Genomic DNA, 22,269 nt, shown 5'->3' on the forward strand with positions numbered 1-22,269 from the left:
GTTTTTCATGCCGGTGCCAGGCTGCGAGCCATCACTTCTTGAACAGGTGATCCAGCTTGTTGGCCTTGGTGGAGAGATAGAACTCGTTGTGGGGATTGCGACCCTCCTGCAGGGGGACGCGCTCGGCTACCGGAATGCCAAAGGATTCCATCGCCTTCAGCTTGCGCGGGTTGTTGGTCATCAGGCGCAGGCTCTTGACCTCCAAGGCCTTCAGCATGTCGGCACAGATGGTGTAATCGCGCATGTCGGCGGCAAAGCCCAGTGCCACGTTGGCTTCGACGGTGTCGGCGCCCTGATCCTGCAGATGATAGGCGCGGATCTTGTTGAGCAGGCCGATGCCACGGCCTTCCTGACGGACATACAGCAAGACGCCGCGACCGGCCTTGGCGATCTTCTCCATGGCGGCCTGCAGTTGGAAGCCGCAGTCGCAGCGAAGGCTGAACAGGGCGTCCCCGGTCAGACACTCGGAATGAATTCGGCCCAGCACGGGCTCACCGTCCGCGATATCGCCCATCACCAGCGCGGCGTGATCCTTGCCTGTGCCGGTTTCCTGAAAGCCTACCAGCGTGAAGATACCCCAAGGGGTCGGCAACTTGGATTTGGCTACGAGAGTAATGCTGCTCATAGGGTTGCTCCTGACTACAGCTGCTTGAAAAAGGCGGCTAGTTTAACGTGCCTCACCCCTAACAACCATAAGAACAAAAGCTTGTATTCAGGAATGATCCACTCGATTGGTCATAATAGGCGCAATCGCGACGACTTTTGCGCAATTGTGCGCCTCGACAACTGCCAGCGCCGGTGCATTCGGGTATAATCGGCGCCCATTACCCCTCCCGGCAGGGATGCGGGCAACCAGTCAACATGCCGAGTGCGCAGGAGAAAAGTTATGCCTCAGATGGCCCCCGTGATGACAATTGATGGCCCGAGTGGAGCCGGTAAAGGCACCCTGTGCCAGCTGTTGGCAGAGAAACTGGGTTGGCACCTGCTCGACTCCGGTGCCATCTACCGGGTACTGGCGCTGGCGGCCTTGCACCACGATGTGGAGCTCGATGCCGAAGCCGCGCTGGTGCCCCTGGCCGCCAATCTGGACGTGCAGTTCCAGGTTGACGGCGGACAGGTCAAGGTGGTGCTGGAAGGGGAGGATGTTTCCCGTACCATCCGCTCCCAGGAAGTGAGCGATGCCGCCAGCAAGGTCGCTGTCTTCCCCCGCGTGCGCGAGGCGCTGCTGCGCCGCCAGCGAGCCTTCCGCCAGTTGCCGGGCCTCATTGCCGATGGCCGTGACATGGGCACAGTGGTTTTCCCCGAGGCCGAGGTGAAGATTTTCCTCGATGCCAGCGCGGAGGAGCGGGCGCAGCGCCGCTATAAGCAGTTGCAAGATAAGGGCTTTGATGTTAACTTTGAGCGTCTTTTAACCGAGATTCGGGAGCGTGACGACCGCGACAGAAATCGCGCCGTTGCCCCCCTGAAACCCGCGGAAGATGCTCTTGTGGTAGACTCAACGTCTATGACCATAGATGACGTACTGGCAACGGTGCTCGCCTATGCGGAGCAACAACTTGGTGATGTCAGCACCAGCTGATGTCAGTCGTCTGCACCATGGATGGCGCAGATAATTTAAAACAACCCCGCTTGTGCCGGATTGCGAGTGGATGTTTCATTTGTGACACAAACAATGATCGAATCTTTTGCTCAACTCTTTGAAGAGTCCCTGAACGCCGTTGAAACCCGTCAAGGTTCCATCGTCAAGGGCACCGTCGTTGCTATCGAGAACGGTTTCGTACTGGTTGACGCCGGTCTGAAATCCGAGTCTGCCATTCCTGCTGAAGAGTTCAAGAACGCCCTGGGCGAGCTGGAAATCAACGTAGGCGACACCGTTGACGTGGCTCTGGACTCTATCGAAGATGGTTTCGGCGAAACCAAGCTGTCCCGCGAAAAAGCCAAGCGCCACGAAGCCTGGCTGCAGCTTGAGAAGGCATACGAAGAGCAAGCTACCGTTATCGGTATCATCAACGGCAAGGTCAAGGGTGGTTTCACCGTTGAGCTGAACGGCATCCGTGCCTTCCTGCCGGGTTCTCTGGTTGACGTGCGTCCGATCCGTGACACTGCTCACCTGGAAAACAAAGAACTCGAGTTCAAGGTCATCAAGCTGGACCAGAAGCGCAACAACGTTGTCGTTTCCCGTCGTGCCGTGATCGAAACCGAGAACACCTCCGAGCGCGAAAGCCTGCTGGCCAACCTGCAAGAAGGTCAAGAAGTTAAGGGTATCGTCAAGAACCTGACCGACTACGGCGCATTCGTAGATCTGGGCGGTGTTGACGGCCTGCTGCACATCACCGACATGGCGTGGAAGCGCGTTAAGCATCCTTCCGAAATCGTCAACGTTGGCGACGAGATCGCAGTCAAGGTTCTGAAGTTCGACCGCGAGCGTACCCGTGTATCCCTGGGTCTGAAGCAGCTGGGCGAAGATCCCTGGGTTGCTATCGCCAAGCGTTACCCGGAGACCACCCGTCTGTCTGGCCGCGTGACCAACCTGACCGACTACGGCTGCTTCGTTGAAATCGAAGAAGGCGTTGAAGGCCTGGTACACGTATCCGAGATGGATTGGACCAACAAGAACATCCACCCGTCCAAGGTTGTTAACGTTGGCGACGTGGTTGACGTGATGGTTCTGGACATCGACGAAGAGCGTCGTCGTATCTCCCTGGGTCTGAAGCAGTGCAAATCCAACCCGTGGCAGCTGTTTGCCGAAACTCACGCCAAGGGCGACCGTGTTTCCGGCAAGATCAAGTCCATCACTGACTTCGGTATCTTCATCGGTCTGGACGGCGGCATCGACGGCCTGGTTCACCTGTCTGACATCTCCTGGAACAACCAGGGCGAAGAAGCAGTTCGTGAATTCAAGAAGGGCGACGAAATCGAAGCCGTTGTTCTGCAAGTGGATCCGGAGCGCGAGCGCATCTCCCTGGGTGTCAAGCAGATCGAAGAAGACCCGTTCAACAAGTACCTGTCTGACAACAAGAAAGGTGCTATCGTGAAGGGTAAGGTTACCGAGGTTGATGCCAAGGGTGCCGTGATCGAACTGGCTGACGGCGTGGAAGGCTACCTGCGTGCCTCCGACGCTGCTCGTGACCGTGTAGAAGACGCCACTCTGGTGCTGTCTGTTGGTGACGAAGTTGAAGCCAAATTCATGGGTGTTGATCGCAAGAACCGTACCGTAAGCCTGTCTGTCCGTGCCAAGGACGAGGCTGACGAGCGTGTTGCCATCGACAGCCTGAACCAACAAGAAGAAGTTGTGTTCAGCAATGCCATGATGGAAGCGTTCAAAGCCGCCAAGGGTGAGTAATCCTTGATGCAAGAAAAGGGCGGCTTCACGCCGCCCTTTTTTATCTTGGCATAATGAAAATTGCATGTGATCGGGGAAGGAGATTTAACCTTATGACCAAATCAGATCTCATCGAACAATTGGCTGCCAGCCGCATGCATATGCCGGCCAAAGATGTCGAAGCCGCCATCAAGGAGATCCTTGAACAGATGGCATCGACCTTGCAAAACGGCGACCGGATTGAAATCCGAGGATTTGGAAGTTTCTCACTGCACTATCGTGCGCCCCGCGTGGGTCGCAACCCCAAGACTGGGGACAAGGTTGAACTGACCGGGAAATATGTCCCGCATTTCAAGCCTGGCAAAGAGTTGCGCGAACGCGTGAACATCATCGAATAATGCAGAAAATGGCATACCTGGGTATGCCTTTTTTATTTTTACGTCTTTAGATATGTGATTTGTCAGGTTTCTCGCAGTCTTTTCCCATTCGCTCTAGAGTCTGCCTGTGATTTTAAGGATAATCAGTCTCTCATTAGCTACAGACAGGGAGATCTTATGAAGCGTATCTTGGCCCTCATCCCATTGGTGCTGGTGTTTGTACTGACCCTCGCCATCGGTTCGCAAAATGGCCAGCTGGTGCAGTTCAACTATCTCATCGCCCAGGGGGAGTTCTCTCTCTCCATGCTGCTGGGATTCTTCTTTGCCGGTGGCTTCCTGTTGGGCTGGCTGGTGTTCGGTCTGCTCTTCCTGCGCTTGAAACTGCAAAACCGTACCCTCAGTCGCACCATGCGTCGTCAATCCCGTGAGTTGGAGCTAGCCCGGTCGCCAGCCAAGGAATAATGTCCCTCGATGCTTGAACTGCTTTTCCTGCTGTTGCCGATTGCCGCTGGTTATGGCTGGTACATGGGACGCAGGAGTGTTCGCCAGGACACCCAGCAACAGAGTAACCAGTTTTCCCGCCAGTACGTGGCGGGCCTCAACTATTTGCTGTCTGACGAGTCGGACAAGGCGGTGGATCTCTTTATCCAGCTGCTGGAAGTCGACAGCGAAACCATCGAAACCCATCTCTCCCTCGGCAACCTGTTTCGTCAGCGGGGGGAGGTCGATCGTGCCATCAAGATCCACCAGAACCTGGTCGCCCGTCAGCTGACCCGGGAGCAGCGTCAGCTCGCGCTGCAGGAGCTGGCCCGGGATTTCCTGGCTGCGGGCCTACTGGACCGGGCCGAAGCGCTCTGGAAGGAACTGTGCGAAGACAGCGACTTTGAAGAGACGGCTCTGGCGCAGTTGCTCATCATCCATCAACAGCTGCGTGACTGGGACAAGGCCATCGAGGTCGCCATTCGCCTGCAGAAATTCCAGGGCAAGAAGCTGGCGGAACCCATCTCCCATTTCTATTGCGAGCAGGCTGAGAACGCCTTGCGCGACGGTGACAAGGGGGCGGGGATCGCCAAGCTCAAGCGGGCGCTCGCAGCCCACCCAGCCTGTGCTCGGGCCAGCCTGCGACTGGCCGATCTGTCGATGGAGGAGGGCAAGTTCGAGGAGGCCAGCAAGGATCTGCTGCGGGTGTTCGAGCAGGACATGGATTTTGCCTCCGAGGCCATGCCCAGGCTGCTCGATTGCTATCAGCAGCTTGGCCGCACCCAGGAGCTGATCCCGCTGCTGGAGAAGGCGGTGGAGGATCATGCCGGTGTCAGCGTGACCCTGGCCCTGGCCAATCTGGTGGAGGCGCGCGACGGCCTGAGCCAGGCCCGCGCCCTGGTGCTGCGCCAGCTGCGGCGCCACCCCTCCATGAAGGGGTTTTACCAGCTGGTGGGCTTCCAGCTGGCGAGCGCCGAGGAGGGGCCCGCCAAGGAAAGTCTGGAGCTGCTGCAGCAGCTGGTCGGCGAGCAGATCAAAATAAAATCGACCCACAAGTGCCGCCAGTGCGGCTTTGCCACCCATTCGCTGTTCTGGCAGTGTCCCTCCTGCCGACAGTGGGGCTCCATCAAGCCTATCCGTGGCCTGGATGGTGAATAGCCCTTAGTGACAAAAAATCCGTCCCCGCGCGTCTCGAGCGGGGGCGGCAAGCCGAACCTGGCGCAAACCCGAGTGAGCAAGATGCCAGACTGCGACCGGCTCGCCGGCCGTGTCGAGTCTGGATGTGGCATAACAACCCATAGGAAGTGACATGCAAGACCCCAAAGTACTGGTCGCGCTGGATTATCAGCACGAAGCCGATGCCTTCGCCTTCATTGAACAGATCTCTCCGGCCGAGTGCCGCCTCAAGGTGGGCAAGGAGATGTTTACCCTGTTTGGCCCCCAGTTCGTGCGCCAGCTGGTGGCCAAGGGCTTCGAGGTGTTCCTGGATCTGAAGTTTCACGACATTCCCAATACGGTTGCCAAGGCCGTGGCGGCGAGTGCCGAGCTTGGGGTCTGGATGGTGAACGTCCATGCCAGCGGGGGAGAGCGCATGATGCGCGCCGCCAGGGAGGCGCTGCTGCCCTATGGCGACAAGGCGCCCCTGCTGATCGGTGTGACCGTGCTGACCAGCATGGAGCAGTCCGACATGGCGCCCCTGGGTCTGGATGTGAGTCCGGCCGAGCAGGTGATCCGGCTGGCCACCCTCGCCAAGACGGCAGGGCTGGACGGCGTGGTCTGCTCCGCCGAGGAGGCTCGCGAGTTGAAAGCCTTGCTCGGTTCTGACTTCAAGCTGGTGACCCCGGGCATTCGCCCGAGCGGATCTGCGGCCGGGGATCAACGCCGGGTCATGACGCCGCTGGCGGCGGTGGAGGCGGGGGCCGACTACCTGGTGATTGGGCGCCCCATTACCCAGGCGGCGGATCCGGCTGCCGTGCTGGGGGCGATCAACGCCGAGCTCTGCCGATAAGGGGCCGACCCCTGAATGACAACAGGCCGGATTGCAGATCCGGCCTGTTGCGTTTTGATGGGTCGCTGAGCGCTGCTGCTAATGAGTGGCTGCCCTTAACCGCAGGGGTCAGGACTTGACGGTCTGCACACCCAGGCCGATGGGGAAGAGGCCGAGCAGCAGGCCGGCGGCCGAGCCGATGAGGTGCGACTCTATGTGCACCCTGGCGCCAATGAGGGCAGAGACAGGGCTCTCGCCCGCACTGTAAAAGTCCAGCCCGAGCTTGATGACGATGCCAAGCAGCATGAGCCAGCCCGAGTAGCGACGATAGCGGATATCCTGCATGGCCCCCCACACGAACACGCCGTGCAGCAGGCCGGAGAGCCCCATGTACCATTGGGTCTGCGGGCACCACCACCAGATCCCGAGCCCGACGGCCGTCCCCAGAAGCAGGAGCAGCACGGGCAGGCGCCAGCCCGTCAGGTATTCGCGAAACAGGCTGTAGAGCACAGCAAGCCCGCTCAGGTTGAGCAGCAGGTGCCATCCGTTGGTATGGGCCAGATTGCCTGTTATGATGCGCCACCCTTCGCCCTGGGCGATCAGGTCGCGATCGAAGGAGAGCAGGTGGTTCGGTACGGTGAAGAAGAGCAAGGCAGTGACGAGCGAAAGCGTGATGACCCAGAGCAGACCCGATTTTTCTGACAACATGAAACAACCCAACGACAGAGAGAGCCGATACTGTACACGCTGTGCCCGAGCCCTCAAAGCCTGCCTGTGTGAATATATCCGGCAGGTGCCCCACCTCGCACCGCTCCATATCCTGCAGCACCCCAACGAGGTCGCCCACCCCAAGGGAACGGCCGCCCTGTTGGCCGCCTCCCTCAGCCATGCCCGCATTCACGTGGGGGAGCACTTCGCCGATGCCGACTGGCTCAATGCCCTGCTCGCCGACCCCAAGGTGCAGTGCTATCTGCTGTGGCCCGATGATGAGGCCCTGACCCTGGCGCAGGTGCGTGAGGGCCGTGAGCAAGCCAAAGAGGTGCACTTCATCCTGCTCGATGGCACCTGGCGCAAGGCCTATCGCATGTTGCACAGCAACCCGGCCCTGCTGGGGTTGCCGAGGATCACCCTCGGCGCCATGGCGGGGCAATATTCCATTCGCAAGAAGCCGTTTCCCGAGGCGCTGTCGACCCTGGAGGCGGGCTACCATCTGTTATCCCAGTGGGAAGGGGAGCCCGAGCGCTTCGCCCCGCTGATGAACCTCTTTACCGAGTTGAACCGGCAGTGGCATGACTTTGCCCAAGGTCGCCGTGCCTGAATCTGAATTGCAAACAGGAGTGATGAACGTGAAAAAAGCCGTCGTGGTATTCAGTGGTGGTCAGGACAGTACCACCTGTCTGGTGCAGGCCCTGGCCCTCTATGATGAAGTGCACGCCATCACCTTCGACTATGGCCAGCGTCATCGGGAGGAGATCGAGACCGCTCGCCGTCTGGCCGGGCAGCTCGGGATTGCCGCCCACAAGGTGATGGATGTGACCATGCTGGGTGAGCTGGCCGTCTCGGCCCTGACCCGTGACGACATCCCGGTCAGCGGTGAGCTGCAGGACAACGGCCTGCCCAACACCTTCGTGCCGGGTCGCAACATACTGTTTCTGACCCTGGCTGCCATCTATGCCTACCAGGTCGGCGCCGACACCCTGATCACCGGGGTGTGCGAGACCGACTTCTCCGGTTATCCCGATTGCCGCGACGACTTCGTCAAGGCCCTCAATCAGGCGGTGTCGCTGGGGCTGGATCGCGCCATTCGCTTCGAGACCCCCCTGATGTGGCTCGACAAGGCGGAAACCTGGGCCCTGGCGGATCACTATGGCCACCTCGAGACGGTGCGCCAGCAGACGCTCACCTGCTATAACGGCATCCAGGGAGATGGCTGTGGCACTTGCCCTGCCTGCGAGCTGCGCAGCCGCGGCCTGCAGCGCTATCTGGACGACAAGGCGGGCATCATGGCCAGCTTGCGCGAGAAAACCGGATTGTGATCCTGCCTCTTTCGCGGGTTTGGGGTATAATCCGCGCCTTTTGCAGCAAGCCGTGACCGAGATGCACTACCCAATCAACGAGATCTTCCAGACCATCCAGGGGGAGGGCGTCTTCACCGGCGTGCCCGCCATCTTCGTTCGCCTGCAAGGCTGCCCTGTGGGCTGCCCCTGGTGCGACACCCGCCATACCTGGGTGGTGGATCCTGCCCGTGAGGTGGGCAGCCGCGAGGTGCTCGACCGATCCAACGAGTCCGACGGCTGGAGCAAGATGAGCACGGGCGAGATCCTGGGGAGCTTCGAGACCCTGGGTTACCGGGCGCGTCATGTGGTGTTGACCGGTGGCGAGCCCTGTCTCTACGATCTGCACGAACTCTCGTCGGCCCTGCTGGCGGCGGGATATCAGGTGCAGATCGAAACCAGTGGTACCAGCGAGATCCTGACCCACGCGCAGACCTGGGTCACCGTCTCCCCCAAGATCGGCATGAAGGGGGGCTTGCCTGTGCTGGTATCGGCTCTGGAGCGGGCCAACGAGATCAAGCATCCGGTGGCCACCGAGCGCCACATCAAGGAGCTCGATGCCCTGCTGGAAACCGCCAGCCTGCGTCCCGACGTGGTGATCGCATTGCAGCCCATCAGCCAGAAGCCCAGGGCTACCGAGCTGGCCATGGCGACTTGCATCGCCCGTAATTGGCGGCTCTCCATCCAGACCCATAAATATCTGAATATCGATTGATATGGACAGACTCTCCGATGAGCGGGTATTGCTCACCCTGGCGGGCAAGATGCCCTACGGTAAATATCAGGGGCGACGCATCATAGATATTCCAGAGCCCTATCTGGTATGGATGGCGCGCAGCGGTTTTCCGGCTGGTGCGCTGGGCCAAACCCTGGCACTGGCGTACGAGATAAAACTCAATGGACTGGAGTCCATGATTATTCCCATTATTAACAGGATGTCAGAATGAGAATATATACCCGGCAAGGGGACAAGGGCCTCACGCGGCTGGCTGATGGCTCCTCTCTTGCAAAAGATGACCGGCGGGTCGAGACCTATGGCGCCATTGACGAGCTCAATTCCCAGATAGGTCTGCTGATGGCCGAAATACCCGAGAAAGAGCCGGCATTATTGGCTCAACTCATATTGCTGCAGCAGGAGCTGTTTGATTTGGGTGGGGAGTTGGCGTTTTCCAGCGAGGCGCAAAATGCCTCCCTGTGGCAGGTCAATGAGGCCTGGACGGCGCGGCTGGAGCAACAGATTGACGCATACAGCGCCCAGTTGCCGGTATTGCGCAATTTCATTCTGCCGAGCGGTTCGCGGGCGGCAGCGCAGGCCCATGTGGTGCGCACCCTGACCCGTCGCTGCGAGCGGCTGCTGCTCGGCCTGAGCCGGGAAGAGCAGGTGAACCCGGCGATCCTGCCCTATCTGAATCGGCTAAGTGACTGGTTTTTCACGGTGGCCAGATACTTGCTGGTCTCTGCCGGTACCCCGGAAGTGCTCTGGGTCAAGGCGGCAGACAGGCGCTGAGGCGCCCGGCATGGAAACAATAAAAAACCTCGCATGGCGAGGTTTTTTATTGGGCGGGACCCTGCTTCATATCAGATGGCAAAGTCTTCCACGGATTTGCCTTCGGCCACAGCCTTGGCAATGGCGGAGGGCATGCGGCCCTGGCCGGTCCAGGTTTTTTCCACGCCATTGTCCAGATAACGATATTTGGCGGGGCGGGGGGCACGTTTGCCTTTGCTGGCCTTGGTGCTTTCGGTGGCAACTGTGCCCACCAATTCAGCAGGATCTATCCCTGCGGCTTTCAACATTTCGGCGTATTCGGCAATTTTCTTCTGATGTTCTTCACGGGCCTGGCGTTCGGCAGATTCATCCTGCTGGCGCTCGGCGACCACCTCGGACAATTTCTGCAGTCCCTCTTCCAGTTGCTCCAGGGACAAATCGCGGCAGGCTGCGCGCAGACTACGGATATTCAGCAGAATTTTCAGAAATTCGTTCATATTGGCTACCACGCGAGCAGAAATATTAATGGGAAGGGCTGGTTTTTCGATAATTTATAGGGGGGATTGGCACCAAGTCAAGTCTGCCAAAATAATTAATTAGGCAGATAAATAAAGTCCGGCAATTATTCACACCGCCCGCTTTATTCTCTTTGCAGGAGTTTCATTTCCGAATGAGTGCCGAGTAGATGAAAATATCGACCATGTCGTATTTTATGAACCATTTGACTACCATTTTTCCGCTTTTCGCCACACAAGCCTTGAAATTTAATCAAAAAACTTGCTATCACCCGGTGGCTCGATAAAATGTGCCGCGAATACCTTTAAGTAGAGGCGCGCTGCCTATGAGTAACCGAGCGGAGGGTGATGCCTGCGATGCTCGATGAAAGGAGTCGGCGCCGAAGTGACCAGGCCATCATACCGGGTTGCTGGTTCTGCATCGAACAGGTGCAGGACTGCCATAGTCATCCACTATGGAGCGCTACCTGAAGGGGCTGAGGAGTATGCCCGCCCTGGGTTTTGTTTCTTTGATCCTCTCGGTAGATCTCCACCTGTTGTCTTTAGGTGCAAAGAGATCATGGACATCGTTCATTACGCCGACTCCGGTTGGTCCGTCGTTCCCCCCCTGTTGGCCGTCGCCCTTGCGATTATCACCCGCCGCGTCCTGGTGTCGCTGGGGGTGGGCATAGTCGCAGGCAGTCTGCTGCTCAACCAGTTCTCCCCCCTCGAATCCCTGCATTACATGCTGAACACCGTACTCAAGATCTTCTGGGTCGACGGTGCACTCAACCGGGACAACGTCAACATGATCCTGTTCATGTTGCTGCTGGGGGGCCTCATCAGCCTGATGAGCGTCTCCGGGGCGACCCGGGCCTTCGCCGAGTGGGCCGCGCGCCGCGCCAAGACCCGCAAGGGGGCCAAGGCCCTCACCGGCATGATGGTGTTCGCCTTCTTCATCGATGACTTCTTCCACAGCCTGTCGGTGGGGGCCATCTGCCGCCCGGTCACCGATCGCTTCCAGATCTCCCGCGCCAAGCTGGCCTATCTGCTGGACTCCACCGCGGCGCCGGTCTGCGTGCTGATGCCCATCTCCTCCTGGGGCGCCTACATCATCGCCTTGGTGGGCGGCATCATGGCGGCCCATGGTCTGACCGATCAGAGCCCCATCTCCGCCTTCGTCGAGATGATCCCGATGAACCTCTATGCGGTCTTCACCCTGATCATGGTGCTGGTGGTGATCGCCTTCCAGCTCGACATCGGCGCCATGCGTCAACACGAGCAGTGGGCGCTGGAGGGCAAGCTGTGGGATGAGTCCAAGGGCCGTCCCATCGGCCTGGACATGGAGTCGCCCGAGGAGAGCAATGGCGGCATGATCGACATGGTGCTGCCGATCCTCACCCTGACCCTGGCCACCGTCTACTTCATGATAGATTCCGGCGCCGCCGTGCTGGCCGATAAAGGCCTGCCGTTCAGCGTGCTCGGCTCGTTCGAGAACACCAACGTCGGCTCCTCCCTGGTCTATGGCGCCCTGTGCAGCCTGGTGGTCTCCATCGGTCTGGCCATGCGCCTCAAGCTGGGTGCCAGCAACTGGATGAAGGCGGCCCCCCAGGGGATCATGGCCATGCTGCCCGCCATCAACATCCTGCTGTTTGCCTGGACCATAGGCGCCGTGGTGCGCGACGTGGAGACCGGCAAGTACCTGGCTTCCATGGCCAATGGCAACCTGCCGATCGAGGTGTTGCCGGCTGTGGTCTTCGTGCTCTCCTGCGCCATGGCCTTTGCTACCGGCACCAGCTGGGGCACCTTCGGCATCATGCTGCCGCTGGCCGGCGACATGGCGGCCGCCAGCGACATCAGCCTGATGCTGCCGATGCTGGCTGCCGTATTGGCGGGCTCCGTGTTCGGTGATCACAGCTCGCCCATCTCCAGCACCAGCATACTGTCTGCCACCGGCGCCGGCTGCCATCACATCGATCACGTGATGACCCAGCTGCCTTATGCGCTGGCCATCGCCTTCGGTGCCGCGCTCGGTTACCTGGTGATGGGGCTGATGCACTCTGTGCTGGCTGGCTTCACGGTCAGCGCGCTCTGGTTCCTGATCTTCTCCGGTTACCATTTGCGCAAGGCTCGGATGCACCGCGCCCTGGCCGTCGCATAAAGAGAACAAGGGGCCCACGGGCCCCTTGGTTTTGGCAGGGGCTTTGGTTAGCATGCCCCCCATCAATCCCGTTTCGGAACCCCATCATGGCTTCACTGCACTACAAATTCGCCACCATGAACTCGGGCAAGTCGACCCAGCTCATCCAGGCCCACTTCAACTATCTGGAGCGTGGCATGTATCCGCTGGCCATGACCCCCGCCATCGATGACCGCTTCGGTGCCGGGATCATCAGCGCCAGGGTCGGGCTGGAGCTGAAGGTGGAGGTCTTCAGTGACAGCTGCGATCTGTTCGAGATGGTCAAGGCGCGCCATGCAAATCGCCATATCGATGTGTTCATCGTCGACGAGGCGCAGTTCCTGACCCGGGAGCAGGTGTATCAGCTCGCCCGCATCGTCGATGAGCAGGACATACCGGTGATTGCCTACGGCCTCAAGACAGATTTTCGCGGCGAGCTGTTCCCCGGCTCCTACCACCTGCTCTGCCTGGCGGACAAGTTCGAGGAGCTCAAAAGCATCTGCTGGTGCGGCAACAAGGCGCACATGAACTCTCGCGTCAACGAGGCAGGGCAGGTGATGCGCGACGGCGAGCAGGTGGAGATAGGGGGGAACGATCGCTATGTGTCGCTCTGCCGCAAACACTATCTGGAAGGGCGGGCTTACAAGTAAGCCACAGCATGAAGAAGGGCGCCTCAGGGGCGCCCTTTTTTGTCGACGAAGGGTTCAGTCTATCTCTATGTCCACCGGCGCTATGATGGGGTCGGCCACCGGCAGGCGGTGGAACAGCTGGCGAAAATGCTGCTGTACCCGGCCTATGTCCACCAGGGACATGCCGGAGGCGAAGCCGAACCAGACATAGAGGCCGGTGAGATCGCGAAACATGGGGGGCAGGTAGCGGGGGGCATCGATGAGCCCCTCCAGATAGTGCTGATAGAGCACGGGGATGTCGTCCAGGGTCACCTTGCCGACAAACAGCATGGGCAGGATCTCCGGCACCCCTTCCAGCACGGCGCTGCGGATGAAGTTGACCGTCTCCACATAGCCCTTCACATAGGAGAGATCCTTGGTGAAGCAGGCGCCGCCCTCGACCATGCCGCCCCTAAACACCCGCTGGGTGATCTTGTAGGCATCGTGCTCGCTGGCCCCCTTCTCGACGAAGTGGCGGAACACCTCGATAAAATCGGCGCCGCGCTCCGCCATGTCGATGGCCATCACCCGATCCGAGATGCGCTTGGCCCTGTCCGGGAAGGAGCTGAAGGTGAGGGTCTCGATGAGCACGGCCAGCCCCTCCTGGCAGGCGGTGATGCGCGGCGAGCCGGCCCCCAGCCAGGTGGCATAGGATTGCTGGCGGCCGTTGAGGGTGGTGCCGACGTGCACCCAGCCCTCGTGCACCTCCAATACCTGCAAGTCCAGCTCGGAGAAGCGGGCGTGGGAGCTCAGCTTGATGTAATCCCCCCCGGCGGCGGCATCGGAGACGATGCCATCGCTCAGCTTGACCTGCACGGTGCCGTCGCTGAAGTAGTTCGACAGCTTGCCCTGCAACCTGGCCACCGCTGCTTCCCCCTCGAACTCCTTGGGGTAGGGGCGCACCAGGTGGCGGGCGCCGGGCAGGGAGAAGATGTCGCAGAGGCGGGCACCCAGCTCTTTCAGGGTCTTGCGATCCCCGCGCAGATGATCGCTCGCCGAGCCGTACAGCAACTGGCTGTAACGCTGGAAGTCCGGCTGCCCGCGCTGGCGCAGCATCTCTATCACCACCATGTACTGATCCACCGTCTCTTGCAGGATCCGGCCCAGATCATCCTGCGGCCCCAGCTTTCTGCGGATCCTGTCCCTCAGCTCCTTGAGCTCCAGGTATTTGTTGCGGGGATCGAAATCGAGGGGGAGGGCCTGATAGAAGTCGGCATCGATGGCGGGCAGCACTCGTCCGCCCTTGGCGAGAAACTCGGTCTGCAGGTGGCGGGGCCACTTGATGGCATCCAGGATGCGAATGGGTTTTTGCAGGGCGAGCAGTTCATCCGAGAGGGATTTGAGGTGCAGGCGATACTTTTCTTGGATGGTCATCGGGCCTTCTGTGGAGGCGAGTGCGGTACGAGAATGGCTGAGTATATGCATAGCGCTTGCCAAAAAGAAGCGAGAGCGGGGGTGATCCCGCCTGTGCGCTTTTGGTTGTCGGAAAATTGGTTTAGACTGCGCCCCTTGATCCTTATTGTGTTCGTGAAAATGATGAATATCCCCAGCTCTGAAATGATAATGCGTTGGCTGCAGCAGGCCCGGATCGAGCACTATGTGTGCGATCAGTGCCACGGCATCCACATGGTCTCCCTGCAGTCCGTCGAGGGCATCCAGGAGAGCCGGATCTTCGTGGAAGAGGAAGGGTTGCTGTTTTCATCCGAACTGGAGGTGCGCCCCTCATCCCTGCTGCCCCTGGTGGCCGAGCTGGGTCGTCTCAACATGCAATACCCGTCCCTCAAGGTGTTCCTCGACATCATAGATGACAACCTGCCGCGCCTCGTCGTGGGTCACACCGTCTTCACCAAGGCGGGTCTCTCCGTCGAGCAGTTCCTGCTGTTCGTCGAAAGCACCACGGCGGCGACCCATGAAGTGGTGTCCGAATGTGAACGCCTCGGCTTCCTCAATCTGCCGGAGATCCAGGTCGCACCGGAATCTGTGCACTGAGTTGCGCGTTTAATGTGCGAACGGTTCGCGGCAGCCAAAAAGCCGTTGACGCCGGCGGGGCTTTCCCCTAAATTACGCCCCGTTCCGGCGCAACAGTGCAGAACATCACGTGGAGATTGAACACGTTAAACGGCAGTCGAAAATTTGGTGATCTGCTTCTGGCTTGGCCATGGCAGATGACTAAAACAAATTGGTGAGGTGTCCGAGTGGCTGAAGGAGCACGCCTGGAAAGTGTGTATACGGCAACGTATCGAGGGTTCGAATCCCTCCCTCACCGCCAAATAAAGTAAAAGGGCCTGTCGCAAGACAGGCCCTTTTACTTTATCCGGTGACGACGCTCGGTTTGAACCCTGGTTCGACAAGGGGCAGGGCAGTCCGGGTCAATCCAGACCCGCCGCCAATATAAAAACCCGACCTTATGGTCGGGTTTTTGTCTTGTGGTGCCCGGTCATCTCTCACGCATGTCCCTTGAAGCAGGCCAGGCGGCATGCAGAGAGTGCGGGTCAGGCGAGATCGAAGCGATCCAGGTTCATCACCTTGGTCCAGGCCGCCACGAAGTCCTTCACGAACTTCTCCTTCCCGTCCGCACTGGCATAGACCTCCGCCAGGGCCCGCAACTGGGAGTTCGAGCCGAACACCAGATCGACGCGGGTGCCGGTCCACTTCACCTTGCCTGTCTTGCGATCACTCCCCTCGTAGATGCCCTTGGCTCCTGCTGCCGGTTTCCACTCCGTGCCCATGTCGAGCAGGTTGACGAAGAAGTCGTTGGAGAGGGTGCCGGGGGCAGAGGTAAAGACCCCGTGGCAGTTGCCGACGTTGGTGCCGAGCACCCGCATGCCGCCCACCAGTACCGTCATCTCGGGGGCACTCAGGGTGAGCAACTGGGCCTTGTCGATCAGCATGGTCTCCGCGAAGGCGGCGCACTCGCCCCCGTAGTTGCGGAACCCGTCGGCGAGAGGCTCGAGCACGGCGAAGGAGTCCACATCGGTCTGGGCCTGGGAGGCATCCATGCGACCCGGCGTGAAGGGCACGGTCACTGTGACTCCCGCCAGCTTGGCCGCCTGTTCGACACCGACGCCGCCGGCCAGCACGATGAGATCGGCGAGGGATACCCGTTTGCCGCCGGTGGCCGAGGCGTTGAACCCCTGCTGGATGCCTTCGAGGGTCTTGAGCACCTTGGCCAGCTGTGCCGGTTGGTTGACTGCCCAATCCTTTTGCGGGGCCAGGCGGATGCGGGCACCGTTGGCACCGCCGCGTTTGTCAGAGCCACGGAAGGTGGCTGCCGAGGCCCAGGCGGTGGATGCCAGCTCGGCGACGGTCAGGGAGGCCGCCAGGATCTTCTCCTTGAGGGCGGCCACGTCCTTGTCATCGATCAGGGGGTGATTGACGGCGGGGATGGGGTCCTGCCAGATCAGCTCCTCCTTGGGCACTTCCGGCCCCAGATAGCGTGCGATGGGGCCCATGTCCCTGTGGGTCAGCTTGTACCAAGCGCGGGCAAAGGCATCTGCGAAGGCTTGCGGGTCCTCATAGAAGTGGCGTGAGATCTTGCCAAACTCGGGGTCAAAGCGCAGGGTCAGGTCGGTGGTCAGCATGGTCGGCTTGTGGAACTTGCCCGGGATATGCGCATCGGGGATGATCTCCGGCGCATCCTTGGCCACCCACTGCTTGGCGCCCGCCGGCGACTTGGTCAGCTCCCACTCGAAGTTGAACAGGTTCTCGAAGAAGTTGTTGCTCCAAAGGGCCGGTGTCTTGGTCCAGGTCACCTCGAGGCCGCTGGAGACGGTATCCTTGCCGTGGCCGCTGCCGTAGTCGCTCATCCAGCCCAGGCCCTGGGCTTCCAGGGGGGCCGCTTCCGGCTCGGGCCCCTTGTGGGATTCGGGGGCGGCGCCATGGGCCTTGCCGAAGGTGTGGCCACCGGCAATGAGGGCGACCGTCTCTTCGTCATTCATGGCCATGCGACCGAAGGTGGAGCGGATGTCCTTGGCCGCCTCCATGTAGTCACCGCTGGCATTGGGGCCTTCGGGGTTGACATAGATGAGGCCCATGTGGGTGGCGCCAAAGGGGGCCGCGAGCTCGCGGTCGCCCTTGACCCGGTCGGGGTCGACCCCGAGCCAGGCGATCTCGTCACCCCAGTTGACGTCCTGATCCGGCTCCCACACATCCGGGCGGCCGCCACCAAATCCGAAGGTTCTAAAGCCCATGGACTCCAGCGCGACGTTGCCGGCGAGGATCAGCAGATCGGCCCAGGAGATCTTGTTGCCGTACTTCTGCTTGATGGGCCAGAGCAGGCGGCGGGACTTGTCGATGTTGACGTTGTCGGGCCAGCTGTTGAGGGGAGCGAAGCGTTGCTGGCCGCGGCCACCGCCGCCACGGCCATCCGTGATGCGATAGGTGCCTGCGGCGTGCCAGGTCATGCGGATGAACTGGGGACCATAGTGGCCGAAGTCCGCCGGCCACCACTCCTGGGAGTCGGTCATCAGCTTGACCAGGTCTTTCTTGAGAGCCTTGTAGTCGAGGCTGTTGAATGCCTCGGCATAGTTGAAATCGTTGTCCATGGGATCGGAGCTGGGGGAATGCTGGTGCAGCAGATCCAGCCGCAACTGATTCGGCCACCAATCACGGTTGGTTCTGCCGACGCCGGCGGTGTGGTTGAAGGGGCATTTGCTTTCTTCACTCATCTCAGTCTCTCCTTGGAGGGCATCTACATTGCTGACACTTAGTATGGGAAGTTTTCCACTGCGCTGTGTGGGGTCATGGCAGGGGATCTGTCTGTTGTTGTGCCGCTGGCTTTTAATTACTCCTTTTTTTTCAATATATTGCGTTATTGTGCAGTGAATGGATTACGAAAAGATGAATCACGACCATCTAGTTTAACAATCTATTTACGTTCTGCCCGACTTCCCCTCGCATCAGGCGCGGCGGCAACCTGTGATGCGCTGCCTGGGCGCAAGTGGTGGCTCGCCCTTCATGAGAGAAGCAGACAAGGCATTTGCCTGGTTTTTATCCATATCACTGTCATCGGCATGGAAGCTTGCGCTGCGTCATGGGAAGCAGGGATACATCGGGGCCGTGATGGCTCCGATCATCTCTGTGATCCAGCCAGGGGAGGGGGCAGCACCAGGCGGTGGCATTGACCGACCAGCACAGGGACAAGCGTGAGAGAGCAAGGGGGAGGGGCAAAGCGCATAAAGAGGGAGCGGAGCGCTCGGGACAGGCGGCGAGGCTGGGGCGCAGGCACAAAAAAACCGGCGCTGGGCCGGTTTTGATGAGGGCATCAGATGCCCGGTTCATGGCAAGTCGTGCTTGCCTCTGTCGGCTTGATTCAGCGCGAACAGCTAATAATGGGGTGGCTGATGGGGCTCGAACCCACGACAACCGGAATCACAATCCGGGACTCTACCAACTGAGCTACAGCCACCACTGAAATCTGCCTTCGATGTCGCTCTTCGAGGGAAGAGTCACATCAATGGCGCGCCCTGCAGGATTCGAACCTGCGACCCACGGCTTAGAAGGCCGTTGCTCTATCCGACTGAGCTAAGGGCGCGTTGTATCAAGAAATCCGAAGGACTTCCCGATGAACCTGGTCGGTGATAAAGGATTCGAACCTTTGACCCTCTGGTCCCAAACCAGATGCGCTACCGGGCTGCGCTAATCACCGAAATCTCATCGTCCAGCATACCGGGGGCGGTACGACTGGGCAACGGGCGGGCATCATACCCAAGCGTCAAAGTCAGCGTCAACGACTTTTTCCGCCAGTAAATTCAAATGCCTACTTATTGCCCGCCAGGCGAGAGCCGCTAACACCCGCGCCAAAAAAATGCGACAATGCGCGGCAGTTGAACACATGGTGAGTGAAGAACGATGTCTGCCAAAATCATTGATGGAAAACAGGTTGCGCAAACGATTCGCAATCAGGTCGCCGAACAAGTCCAACAGCGGTTGGCTCTGGGCAAGCGGGCACCGGGTCTGGCGGTGATCCTGGTGGGGCTGGATCCGGCGTCCCAGGTCTATGTGGGCAGCAAGCGTCGTGCCTGTGAAGAGGTGGGGTTTGTCTCCCGCTCCTATGATCTGAGCGCCAATGCGACCCAGGAAGAGTTGCTGGCCCTGATCGACCGGCTCAATGAGGATGCGGAGGTGGACGGCATCCTGGTGCAGTTGCCCCTGCCGGCTCATTGCGACACCACCCAGGTGCTGGAGCGCATTCGTCCCGACAAGGACGTGGATGGTTTCCACCCCTACAACGTGGGCCGTCTGGCCCAGCGCATCCCGGCGCTGCGTCCCTGCACCCCCAAGGGGATCATGACCCTGATCGAGGCGACCGGCGTCAAGACCCACGGTCTGCATGCGGTAGTGGTCGGTGCCTCCAACATCGTCGGTCGCCCGATGACGCTGGAGCTGCTGCTGGCGGGGTGCACCACCACCACCTGTCACCGCTTCACCCAGGATCTGGAGGCCCAGGTGCGCCGTGCCGATCTGCTGGTGGTGGCGGTGGGCAAGCCGAACTTCATTCCGGGGGAGTGGGTCAAGCCGGGGGCTCTGGTGATCGATGTGGGGATCAACCGCCTGGCCGACGGCTCCCTGGTGGGGGATGTGGAGTTTGAAACGGCGCGCAATCACGCCGCCTTCATCACCCCTGTGCCCGGTGGCGTAGGGCCCATGACGGTGGCCAGCCTGATGGAGAACACCCTGAGCGCCTGCCAGGATTATCACGACGCCTGAGTTAGGCCCCTTCCCGCACTCGGGAATGGATGAGAGAAAGGGAAGGCCTGGCCTTCCCTTTTTTATTGCGCGTGGCGCCGGTCGTGCATGGCGGCTTAGGGTCAGATCAGGGCCAGGGCCGCCGCCAGATCGGCGATGAGATCGTCGGCGTCTTCCACCCCTATGCTGAAGCGAATGAGATCGTCGTTGACCCCGGCGGCGAGGCGGCTCGCCTCGTCCATGGCGGCGTGGGTGGTGCTGGCCGGGTGGCAGGCCAGGCTCTCGAGATCGCCGAGGCTCACCGCCTGCACGAACAGCTGCAGGTTGTCGAGCAGGGTGGCGCAGCGCGCAAAGCCCCCTTCAAGTTCAATACTTACCATGCCGCCAAAGCCGCTGGCGAAGGCGCCGAGGGCGTCGTGGCCCGGGTGGCTGGCAAGGCCAGGGTAGATCACCTTCTTCACCGCAGGGTGGGCGGCGAGGAAGTCGGCCACCTTCTGGGCATTGTGCAGGTGGGCATCCATGCGCAGGGGCAGGGTCTTGACCCCGCGCTGCAGCAGGTAGGCCTCCTGCGGGCCTATGGGGGAGCCGATGTGCTTGAGGGCCACGGTGCGGATCGACTTCATCAACTCGTGGGAGCCCGCCACCACCCCGGCGATGATGTCGCCGTGACCGCCCAGGTACTTGGTGCCGCTGTGCATCACCACGTCGATGCCGAGCTCCAGCGGGCGTAGCAGGTAGGGGGTGAGGAAGGTGTTGTCACACACGCTGATGGCGCCCACCTTGCGGGCCGCTTCCACCACCACCCGGGGATCCACCACCTTGAGGGTGGGGTTGGTCAGGGTCTCGAACAGGATCACCCTGGTGGCGGGGCTGATGTTGGCCAGCAGATCCTGATCGCTGTTGTAACCCGTGATGGTGATGCCGGCCCGGCTGAAGGTCTGTTTCAAGAACGCATCGGTGCCGCCGTAGAGGGGGCCGACATAGGCCACTTCATCCCCGCTGCTGGCCAGGGCATAGAGGATGGCGCTCACCGCCGCCATGCCGCTCGCCACCACCAGCGCCTCGTCGGCGCCCTCGAGGGCCGCCAGTTTCAGCTCCAGCTCGGCGGTGGTGGGGTTGCCGAAGCGGCTGTAGATAAAGCCCGGGGCCTGGCCTGCGAAGCGCTCCTTGCCCGCCTGGGCATTGACGTAGCTGAAGGTGCTGCTCTGGTAGAGCGGGGTGGTGAGGGCACCGGTCTGGGGATCGATCCGCTGGCCGCTGTGCACGCTCATGGTCTTGAATTTCATCGTCTTGCTCCGTGGTTGCCAGGCTATGGCGTTGTTGTTCTGGTGTGAAAATCGGTGGATGGGGCCGCGCCGGCGCCCCTCTCCTGTGGTCGGGATGGCGGTCTGTCGCCACCCTCTTGATGGCGTCAGGCCGGTATCGGCTCCTGCGCTCCCCTGTGTTGCCGAGCATAGTGGCGCGCCGCCACATCCGGGTGGGATCGTAGCCTGCCCTTGAGCACGTTCTCCCCCACCTGATAGAAGAGGGGGTTGGCCGGGTCGCTCTCTGGCCCTTGCGCCTGCGCCGCCAGTTCTGGGGAGAGGGTGAGCAGCGGCACTGTGGCATCGAGTCTCGCCGCCATGAAGAAGGCGCAGGAGAGACGGGAGATCCCGGGGGGCGGGCTCTGCACCCGGTGCAGGGTCGCCTTGAGGTAGCCGTTGGAGGCAAGCTCCAGCAGCTCGCCGATATTGACCACCAGGGCGCCGGGCAGGGGGGGCGCGGAAATCCAGCCGTGCGCCGTCTCCACCTCGAGGCCGGAGTGATCGTCCTGCATCACCAGGGTCAGGTAGCCGGGGTCCTTGTGGGCGCCGACCCCCTGGCCGCTGCCCCCCGCTTCCCGTCCCGGGTAGTGAATGAGCTTCATGTGCTGATAGGGGGCGCCCTGGATGCTCTCATCGAACACCCCGGCCGGTTGCTCCAGCACCTCGGCAAAGGCGGCGAGCAGGGTGAGGGTGATGTCGCTCAGCCGCGCCTGCCACGCCAGCAGTTGCGTCTTCATCCCGGGCAGGGCAGCGGGCCACTGGTTGGGGCCTGTGAGCCGCTGCCAGGGGTGACTGTTCTGCGCCAGGGGGAGGGCCTGCTCCTCGTTCATGATGTCGAACTGCTCCCGCCGGTCCGGCCGCTCCCGGGTGAGCTCGGCCCCCACCAGGTTGTAGCCACGAAAGTGGGGGGAGTGCACCATCTGCACCGCCAGCTTCTCCTGCAGGGGCAGGGCGAAGAAGCGGGCCGCCAGCGCCAGGGTTTCCCGTTGCTGCGCTTCGCTCAGACCATGGCCTGTCAGATAGAAGAAGCCGATGTCGCGGGCCGCCCGGCCAAGCTTGGCCAGCATCTGGCGGCGCTCCTCGGGGGCACCAGTGATCGCGGCATAGTCGATGATGGGCAGTGATGAATGTTCCATGTGCATCTCCTCAGGTGTCGGATGTCGGGTGCAGTCCCGAGGATCCGCGACAAAGACGGCGGTGTGGCGAGTGGCAGGACACGGGTCCGTGGCTC

At 60.8% G+C, this 22,269-nt stretch carries 22 protein-coding genes, 4 tRNA genes and 1 riboswitch; of the genes, 16 read left to right on the plus strand and 10 right to left on the minus strand.

Going from position 1 to position 22,269, the window contains the following annotated elements; genetic code table 11:
* Positions 1–31 precede the first annotated feature (31 nt).
* Positions 32–625, minus strand: coding sequence for a GTP cyclohydrolase II (gene ribA, locus AC3WR3_RS09745; protein WP_005327814.1), 594 nt, complete (start codon positions 623–625; stop codon positions 32–34).
* Positions 626–886: 261 nt separating this feature from the next.
* Between ribA and cmk the strand changes: the two genes are divergently transcribed.
* The 6 genes from cmk (at position 887) to pyrF (ending at position 6,187) form a co-directional block, all read left to right on the plus strand.
* Positions 887–1,579: a (d)CMP kinase gene (gene cmk / locus AC3WR3_RS09750; protein WP_042649706.1), complete on the plus strand. Its 693-nt coding sequence runs from the start codon at positions 887–889 to the stop codon at positions 1,577–1,579.
* A 93-nt stretch (positions 1,580–1,672) separates the two neighbouring features.
* Positions 1,673–3,343, plus strand: coding sequence for a 30S ribosomal protein S1 (rpsA, locus tag AC3WR3_RS09755; RefSeq protein WP_005327816.1), 1,671 nt, complete (start codon positions 1,673–1,675; stop codon positions 3,341–3,343).
* 92 nt (positions 3,344–3,435) lie between these two features.
* Positions 3,436–3,720 (plus strand): integration host factor subunit beta, encoded by a 285-nt coding sequence (ihfB, locus tag AC3WR3_RS09760; protein ID WP_005299934.1) that lies wholly within the window; start codon positions 3,436–3,438, stop codon positions 3,718–3,720.
* Between the two features lie 156 nt (positions 3,721–3,876).
* Entirely contained in the window at positions 3,877–4,161 is a 285-nt protein-coding gene (locus AC3WR3_RS09765) for a LapA family protein (protein ID WP_005327818.1), read from the plus strand.
* A 9-nt stretch (positions 4,162–4,170) separates the two neighbouring features.
* The gene (lapB, locus tag AC3WR3_RS09770; RefSeq protein ID WP_404836578.1) at positions 4,171–5,337 is read left to right on the plus strand and encodes a lipopolysaccharide assembly protein LapB; all 1,167 of its coding nucleotides are present in this window, start codon (positions 4,171–4,173) and stop codon (positions 5,335–5,337) included.
* A 151-nt stretch (positions 5,338–5,488) separates the two neighbouring features.
* Entirely contained in the window at positions 5,489–6,187 is a 699-nt protein-coding gene (pyrF, locus tag AC3WR3_RS09775) for an orotidine-5'-phosphate decarboxylase (RefSeq protein WP_319916120.1), read from the plus strand.
* Between the two features lie 108 nt (positions 6,188–6,295).
* On the opposite strand, the gene rrtA is transcribed toward pyrF, so the two are convergent.
* The gene (rrtA, locus tag AC3WR3_RS09780) at positions 6,296–6,874 is read right to left on the minus strand and encodes a rhombosortase (RefSeq protein WP_319912417.1); all 579 of its coding nucleotides are present in this window, start codon (positions 6,872–6,874) and stop codon (positions 6,296–6,298) included.
* On the opposite strand from rrtA, the gene AC3WR3_RS09785 reads away from it, so the two are divergent.
* From AC3WR3_RS09785 to AC3WR3_RS09805, 5 genes are all read left to right on the plus strand, one after another.
* A complete protein-coding gene (locus AC3WR3_RS09785; RefSeq protein WP_492291751.1) occupies positions 6,840–7,484 on the plus strand; it encodes a tRNA-uridine aminocarboxypropyltransferase in 645 nt (214 codons plus the stop codon). The genes rrtA and AC3WR3_RS09785 overlap by 35 nt on opposite strands.
* Positions 7,485–7,512: 28 nt before the next feature.
* Complete coding sequence (gene queC, locus AC3WR3_RS09790) at positions 7,513–8,202, plus strand: 7-cyano-7-deazaguanine synthase QueC (RefSeq protein ID WP_319912415.1); 690 nt, start codon at positions 7,513–7,515, stop codon at positions 8,200–8,202.
* Positions 8,203–8,263: 61 nt separating this feature from the next.
* The gene (queE, locus tag AC3WR3_RS09795) at positions 8,264–8,935 is read left to right on the plus strand and encodes a 7-carboxy-7-deazaguanine synthase QueE (RefSeq protein WP_492291752.1); all 672 of its coding nucleotides are present in this window, start codon (positions 8,264–8,266) and stop codon (positions 8,933–8,935) included.
* 1 nt (position 8,936) lies between these two features.
* Complete coding sequence (locus AC3WR3_RS09800; RefSeq protein ID WP_005327834.1) at positions 8,937–9,167, plus strand: DUF3820 family protein; 231 nt, start codon at positions 8,937–8,939, stop codon at positions 9,165–9,167.
* Positions 9,164–9,727, plus strand: coding sequence for a cob(I)yrinic acid a,c-diamide adenosyltransferase (locus AC3WR3_RS09805; protein WP_492291753.1), 564 nt, complete (start codon positions 9,164–9,166; stop codon positions 9,725–9,727). Before AC3WR3_RS09800 ends, AC3WR3_RS09805 begins: the two co-directional genes overlap by 4 nt.
* Positions 9,728–9,798: 71 nt before the next feature.
* On the opposite strand, the gene AC3WR3_RS09810 is transcribed toward AC3WR3_RS09805, so the two are convergent.
* Positions 9,799–10,203, minus strand: a complete 405-nt coding sequence (locus AC3WR3_RS09810) for an H-NS family histone-like protein (protein WP_025327182.1) — start codon at positions 10,201–10,203, stop codon at positions 9,799–9,801.
* 320 nt (positions 10,204–10,523) lie between these two features.
* A riboswitch (Lysine riboswitch) is annotated at positions 10,524–10,695 on the plus strand.
* An 85-nt stretch (positions 10,696–10,780) separates the two neighbouring features.
* On the opposite strand from AC3WR3_RS09810, the gene AC3WR3_RS09815 reads away from it, so the two are divergent.
* The gene (locus AC3WR3_RS09815; protein ID WP_139439574.1) at positions 10,781–12,361 is read left to right on the plus strand and encodes a Na+/H+ antiporter NhaC family protein; all 1,581 of its coding nucleotides are present in this window, start codon (positions 10,781–10,783) and stop codon (positions 12,359–12,361) included.
* 86 nt (positions 12,362–12,447) lie between these two features.
* Positions 12,448–13,029: a thymidine kinase gene (locus AC3WR3_RS09820; RefSeq protein WP_492291754.1), complete on the plus strand. Its 582-nt coding sequence runs from the start codon at positions 12,448–12,450 to the stop codon at positions 13,027–13,029.
* 54 nt (positions 13,030–13,083) lie between these two features.
* On the opposite strand, the gene AC3WR3_RS09825 is transcribed toward AC3WR3_RS09820, so the two are convergent.
* Complete coding sequence (locus AC3WR3_RS09825) at positions 13,084–14,421, minus strand: flavohemoglobin expression-modulating QEGLA motif protein (RefSeq protein ID WP_139439572.1); 1,338 nt, start codon at positions 14,419–14,421, stop codon at positions 13,084–13,086.
* Positions 14,422–14,580: 159 nt separating this feature from the next.
* On the opposite strand from AC3WR3_RS09825, the gene AC3WR3_RS09830 reads away from it, so the two are divergent.
* Positions 14,581–15,036: a type III secretion system chaperone family protein gene (locus AC3WR3_RS09830; RefSeq protein WP_161507131.1), complete on the plus strand. Its 456-nt coding sequence runs from the start codon at positions 14,581–14,583 to the stop codon at positions 15,034–15,036.
* A 192-nt stretch (positions 15,037–15,228) separates the two neighbouring features.
* Positions 15,229–15,316, plus strand: a tRNA-Ser gene (locus AC3WR3_RS09835).
* A 223-nt stretch (positions 15,317–15,539) separates the two neighbouring features.
* Here the strand turns inward: AC3WR3_RS09835 and katG are convergent.
* From katG to AC3WR3_RS09855, 4 genes are all read right to left on the minus strand, one after another.
* The gene (katG, locus tag AC3WR3_RS09840; RefSeq protein ID WP_429107682.1) at positions 15,540–17,714 is read right to left on the minus strand and encodes a catalase/peroxidase HPI; all 2,175 of its coding nucleotides are present in this window, start codon (positions 17,712–17,714) and stop codon (positions 15,540–15,542) included.
* A 664-nt stretch (positions 17,715–18,378) separates the two neighbouring features.
* Positions 18,379–18,454: transfer RNA gene (locus tag AC3WR3_RS09845), tRNA-His, on the minus strand.
* Between the two features lie 49 nt (positions 18,455–18,503).
* Positions 18,504–18,580, minus strand: a tRNA-Arg gene (locus AC3WR3_RS09850).
* Positions 18,581–18,617: 37 nt separating this feature from the next.
* Positions 18,618–18,694: transfer RNA gene (locus AC3WR3_RS09855), tRNA-Pro, on the minus strand.
* Positions 18,695–18,897: 203 nt separating this feature from the next.
* On the opposite strand from AC3WR3_RS09855, the gene folD reads away from it, so the two are divergent.
* Positions 18,898–19,755, plus strand: a complete 858-nt coding sequence (gene folD / locus AC3WR3_RS09860) for a bifunctional methylenetetrahydrofolate dehydrogenase/methenyltetrahydrofolate cyclohydrolase FolD (RefSeq protein WP_005326697.1) — start codon at positions 18,898–18,900, stop codon at positions 19,753–19,755.
* A gap of 101 nt (positions 19,756–19,856) precedes the next feature.
* Here folD and AC3WR3_RS09865 read toward each other — a convergent pair whose 3' ends face one another.
* Positions 19,857–21,020 carry a trans-sulfuration enzyme family protein gene (locus AC3WR3_RS09865; RefSeq protein WP_492291755.1) on the minus strand — a complete coding sequence of 388 codons (1,164 nt, stop codon included), beginning with the start codon at positions 21,018–21,020 and terminating at the stop codon, positions 19,857–19,859.
* A 125-nt stretch (positions 21,021–21,145) separates the two neighbouring features.
* Positions 21,146–22,174, minus strand: coding sequence for an isopenicillin N synthase family dioxygenase (locus AC3WR3_RS09870; protein ID WP_492291756.1), 1,029 nt, complete (start codon positions 22,172–22,174; stop codon positions 21,146–21,148).
* Positions 22,175–22,269: the final 95 nt, after the last annotated feature.

The organism is Aeromonas sp. EU05-FHT14A05, from assembly GCF_058791175.1.

What these genes read in the sequence shown, in the direction of transcription:
- AC3WR3_RS09815 (WP_139439574.1), top strand. Translation starts at nt 10,781, where the DNA reads ATGGACATCGTTCATTACGCCGACTCCGGTTGGTCCGTCGTTCCCCCC.
- folD (WP_005326697.1), top strand. Translation starts at nt 18,898, where the DNA reads ATGTCTGCCAAAATCATTGATGGAAAACAGGTTGCGCAAACGATTCGC.
- pyrF (WP_319916120.1), top strand. Translation starts at nt 5,489, where the DNA reads ATGCAAGACCCCAAAGTACTGGTCGCGCTGGATTATCAGCACGAAGCC.
- rrtA (WP_319912417.1), bottom strand. Translation starts at nt 6,874, where the DNA reads ATGTTGTCAGAAAAATCGGGTCTGCTCTGGGTCATCACGCTTTCGCTC.
- AC3WR3_RS09810 (WP_025327182.1), bottom strand. Translation starts at nt 10,203, where the DNA reads ATGAACGAATTTCTGAAAATTCTGCTGAATATCCGTAGTCTGCGCGCA.
- queE (WP_492291752.1), top strand. Translation starts at nt 8,264, where the DNA reads ATGCACTACCCAATCAACGAGATCTTCCAGACCATCCAGGGGGAGGGC.
- AC3WR3_RS09830 (WP_161507131.1), top strand. Translation starts at nt 14,581, where the DNA reads ATGATGAATATCCCCAGCTCTGAAATGATAATGCGTTGGCTGCAGCAG.
- AC3WR3_RS09765 (WP_005327818.1), top strand. Translation starts at nt 3,877, where the DNA reads ATGAAGCGTATCTTGGCCCTCATCCCATTGGTGCTGGTGTTTGTACTG.
- lapB (WP_404836578.1), top strand. Translation starts at nt 4,171, where the DNA reads ATGCTTGAACTGCTTTTCCTGCTGTTGCCGATTGCCGCTGGTTATGGC.
- AC3WR3_RS09805 (WP_492291753.1), top strand. Translation starts at nt 9,164, where the DNA reads ATGAGAATATATACCCGGCAAGGGGACAAGGGCCTCACGCGGCTGGCT.
- AC3WR3_RS09820 (WP_492291754.1), top strand. Translation starts at nt 12,448, where the DNA reads ATGGCTTCACTGCACTACAAATTCGCCACCATGAACTCGGGCAAGTCG.
- katG (WP_429107682.1), bottom strand. Translation starts at nt 17,714, where the DNA reads ATGAGTGAAGAAAGCAAATGCCCCTTCAACCACACCGCCGGCGTCGGC.
- AC3WR3_RS09800 (WP_005327834.1), top strand. Translation starts at nt 8,937, where the DNA reads ATGGACAGACTCTCCGATGAGCGGGTATTGCTCACCCTGGCGGGCAAG.
- cmk (WP_042649706.1), top strand. Translation starts at nt 887, where the DNA reads ATGCCTCAGATGGCCCCCGTGATGACAATTGATGGCCCGAGTGGAGCC.
- AC3WR3_RS09870 (WP_492291756.1), bottom strand. Translation starts at nt 22,174, where the DNA reads ATGGAACATTCATCACTGCCCATCATCGACTATGCCGCGATCACTGGT.
- ihfB (WP_005299934.1), top strand. Translation starts at nt 3,436, where the DNA reads ATGACCAAATCAGATCTCATCGAACAATTGGCTGCCAGCCGCATGCAT.
- AC3WR3_RS09825 (WP_139439572.1), bottom strand. Translation starts at nt 14,421, where the DNA reads ATGACCATCCAAGAAAAGTATCGCCTGCACCTCAAATCCCTCTCGGAT.
- rpsA (WP_005327816.1), top strand. Translation starts at nt 1,673, where the DNA reads ATGATCGAATCTTTTGCTCAACTCTTTGAAGAGTCCCTGAACGCCGTT.
- AC3WR3_RS09785 (WP_492291751.1), top strand. Translation starts at nt 6,840, where the DNA reads ATGACCCAGAGCAGACCCGATTTTTCTGACAACATGAAACAACCCAAC.
- ribA (WP_005327814.1), bottom strand. Translation starts at nt 625, where the DNA reads ATGAGCAGCATTACTCTCGTAGCCAAATCCAAGTTGCCGACCCCTTGG.
- AC3WR3_RS09865 (WP_492291755.1), bottom strand. Translation starts at nt 21,020, where the DNA reads ATGAAATTCAAGACCATGAGCGTGCACAGCGGCCAGCGGATCGATCCC.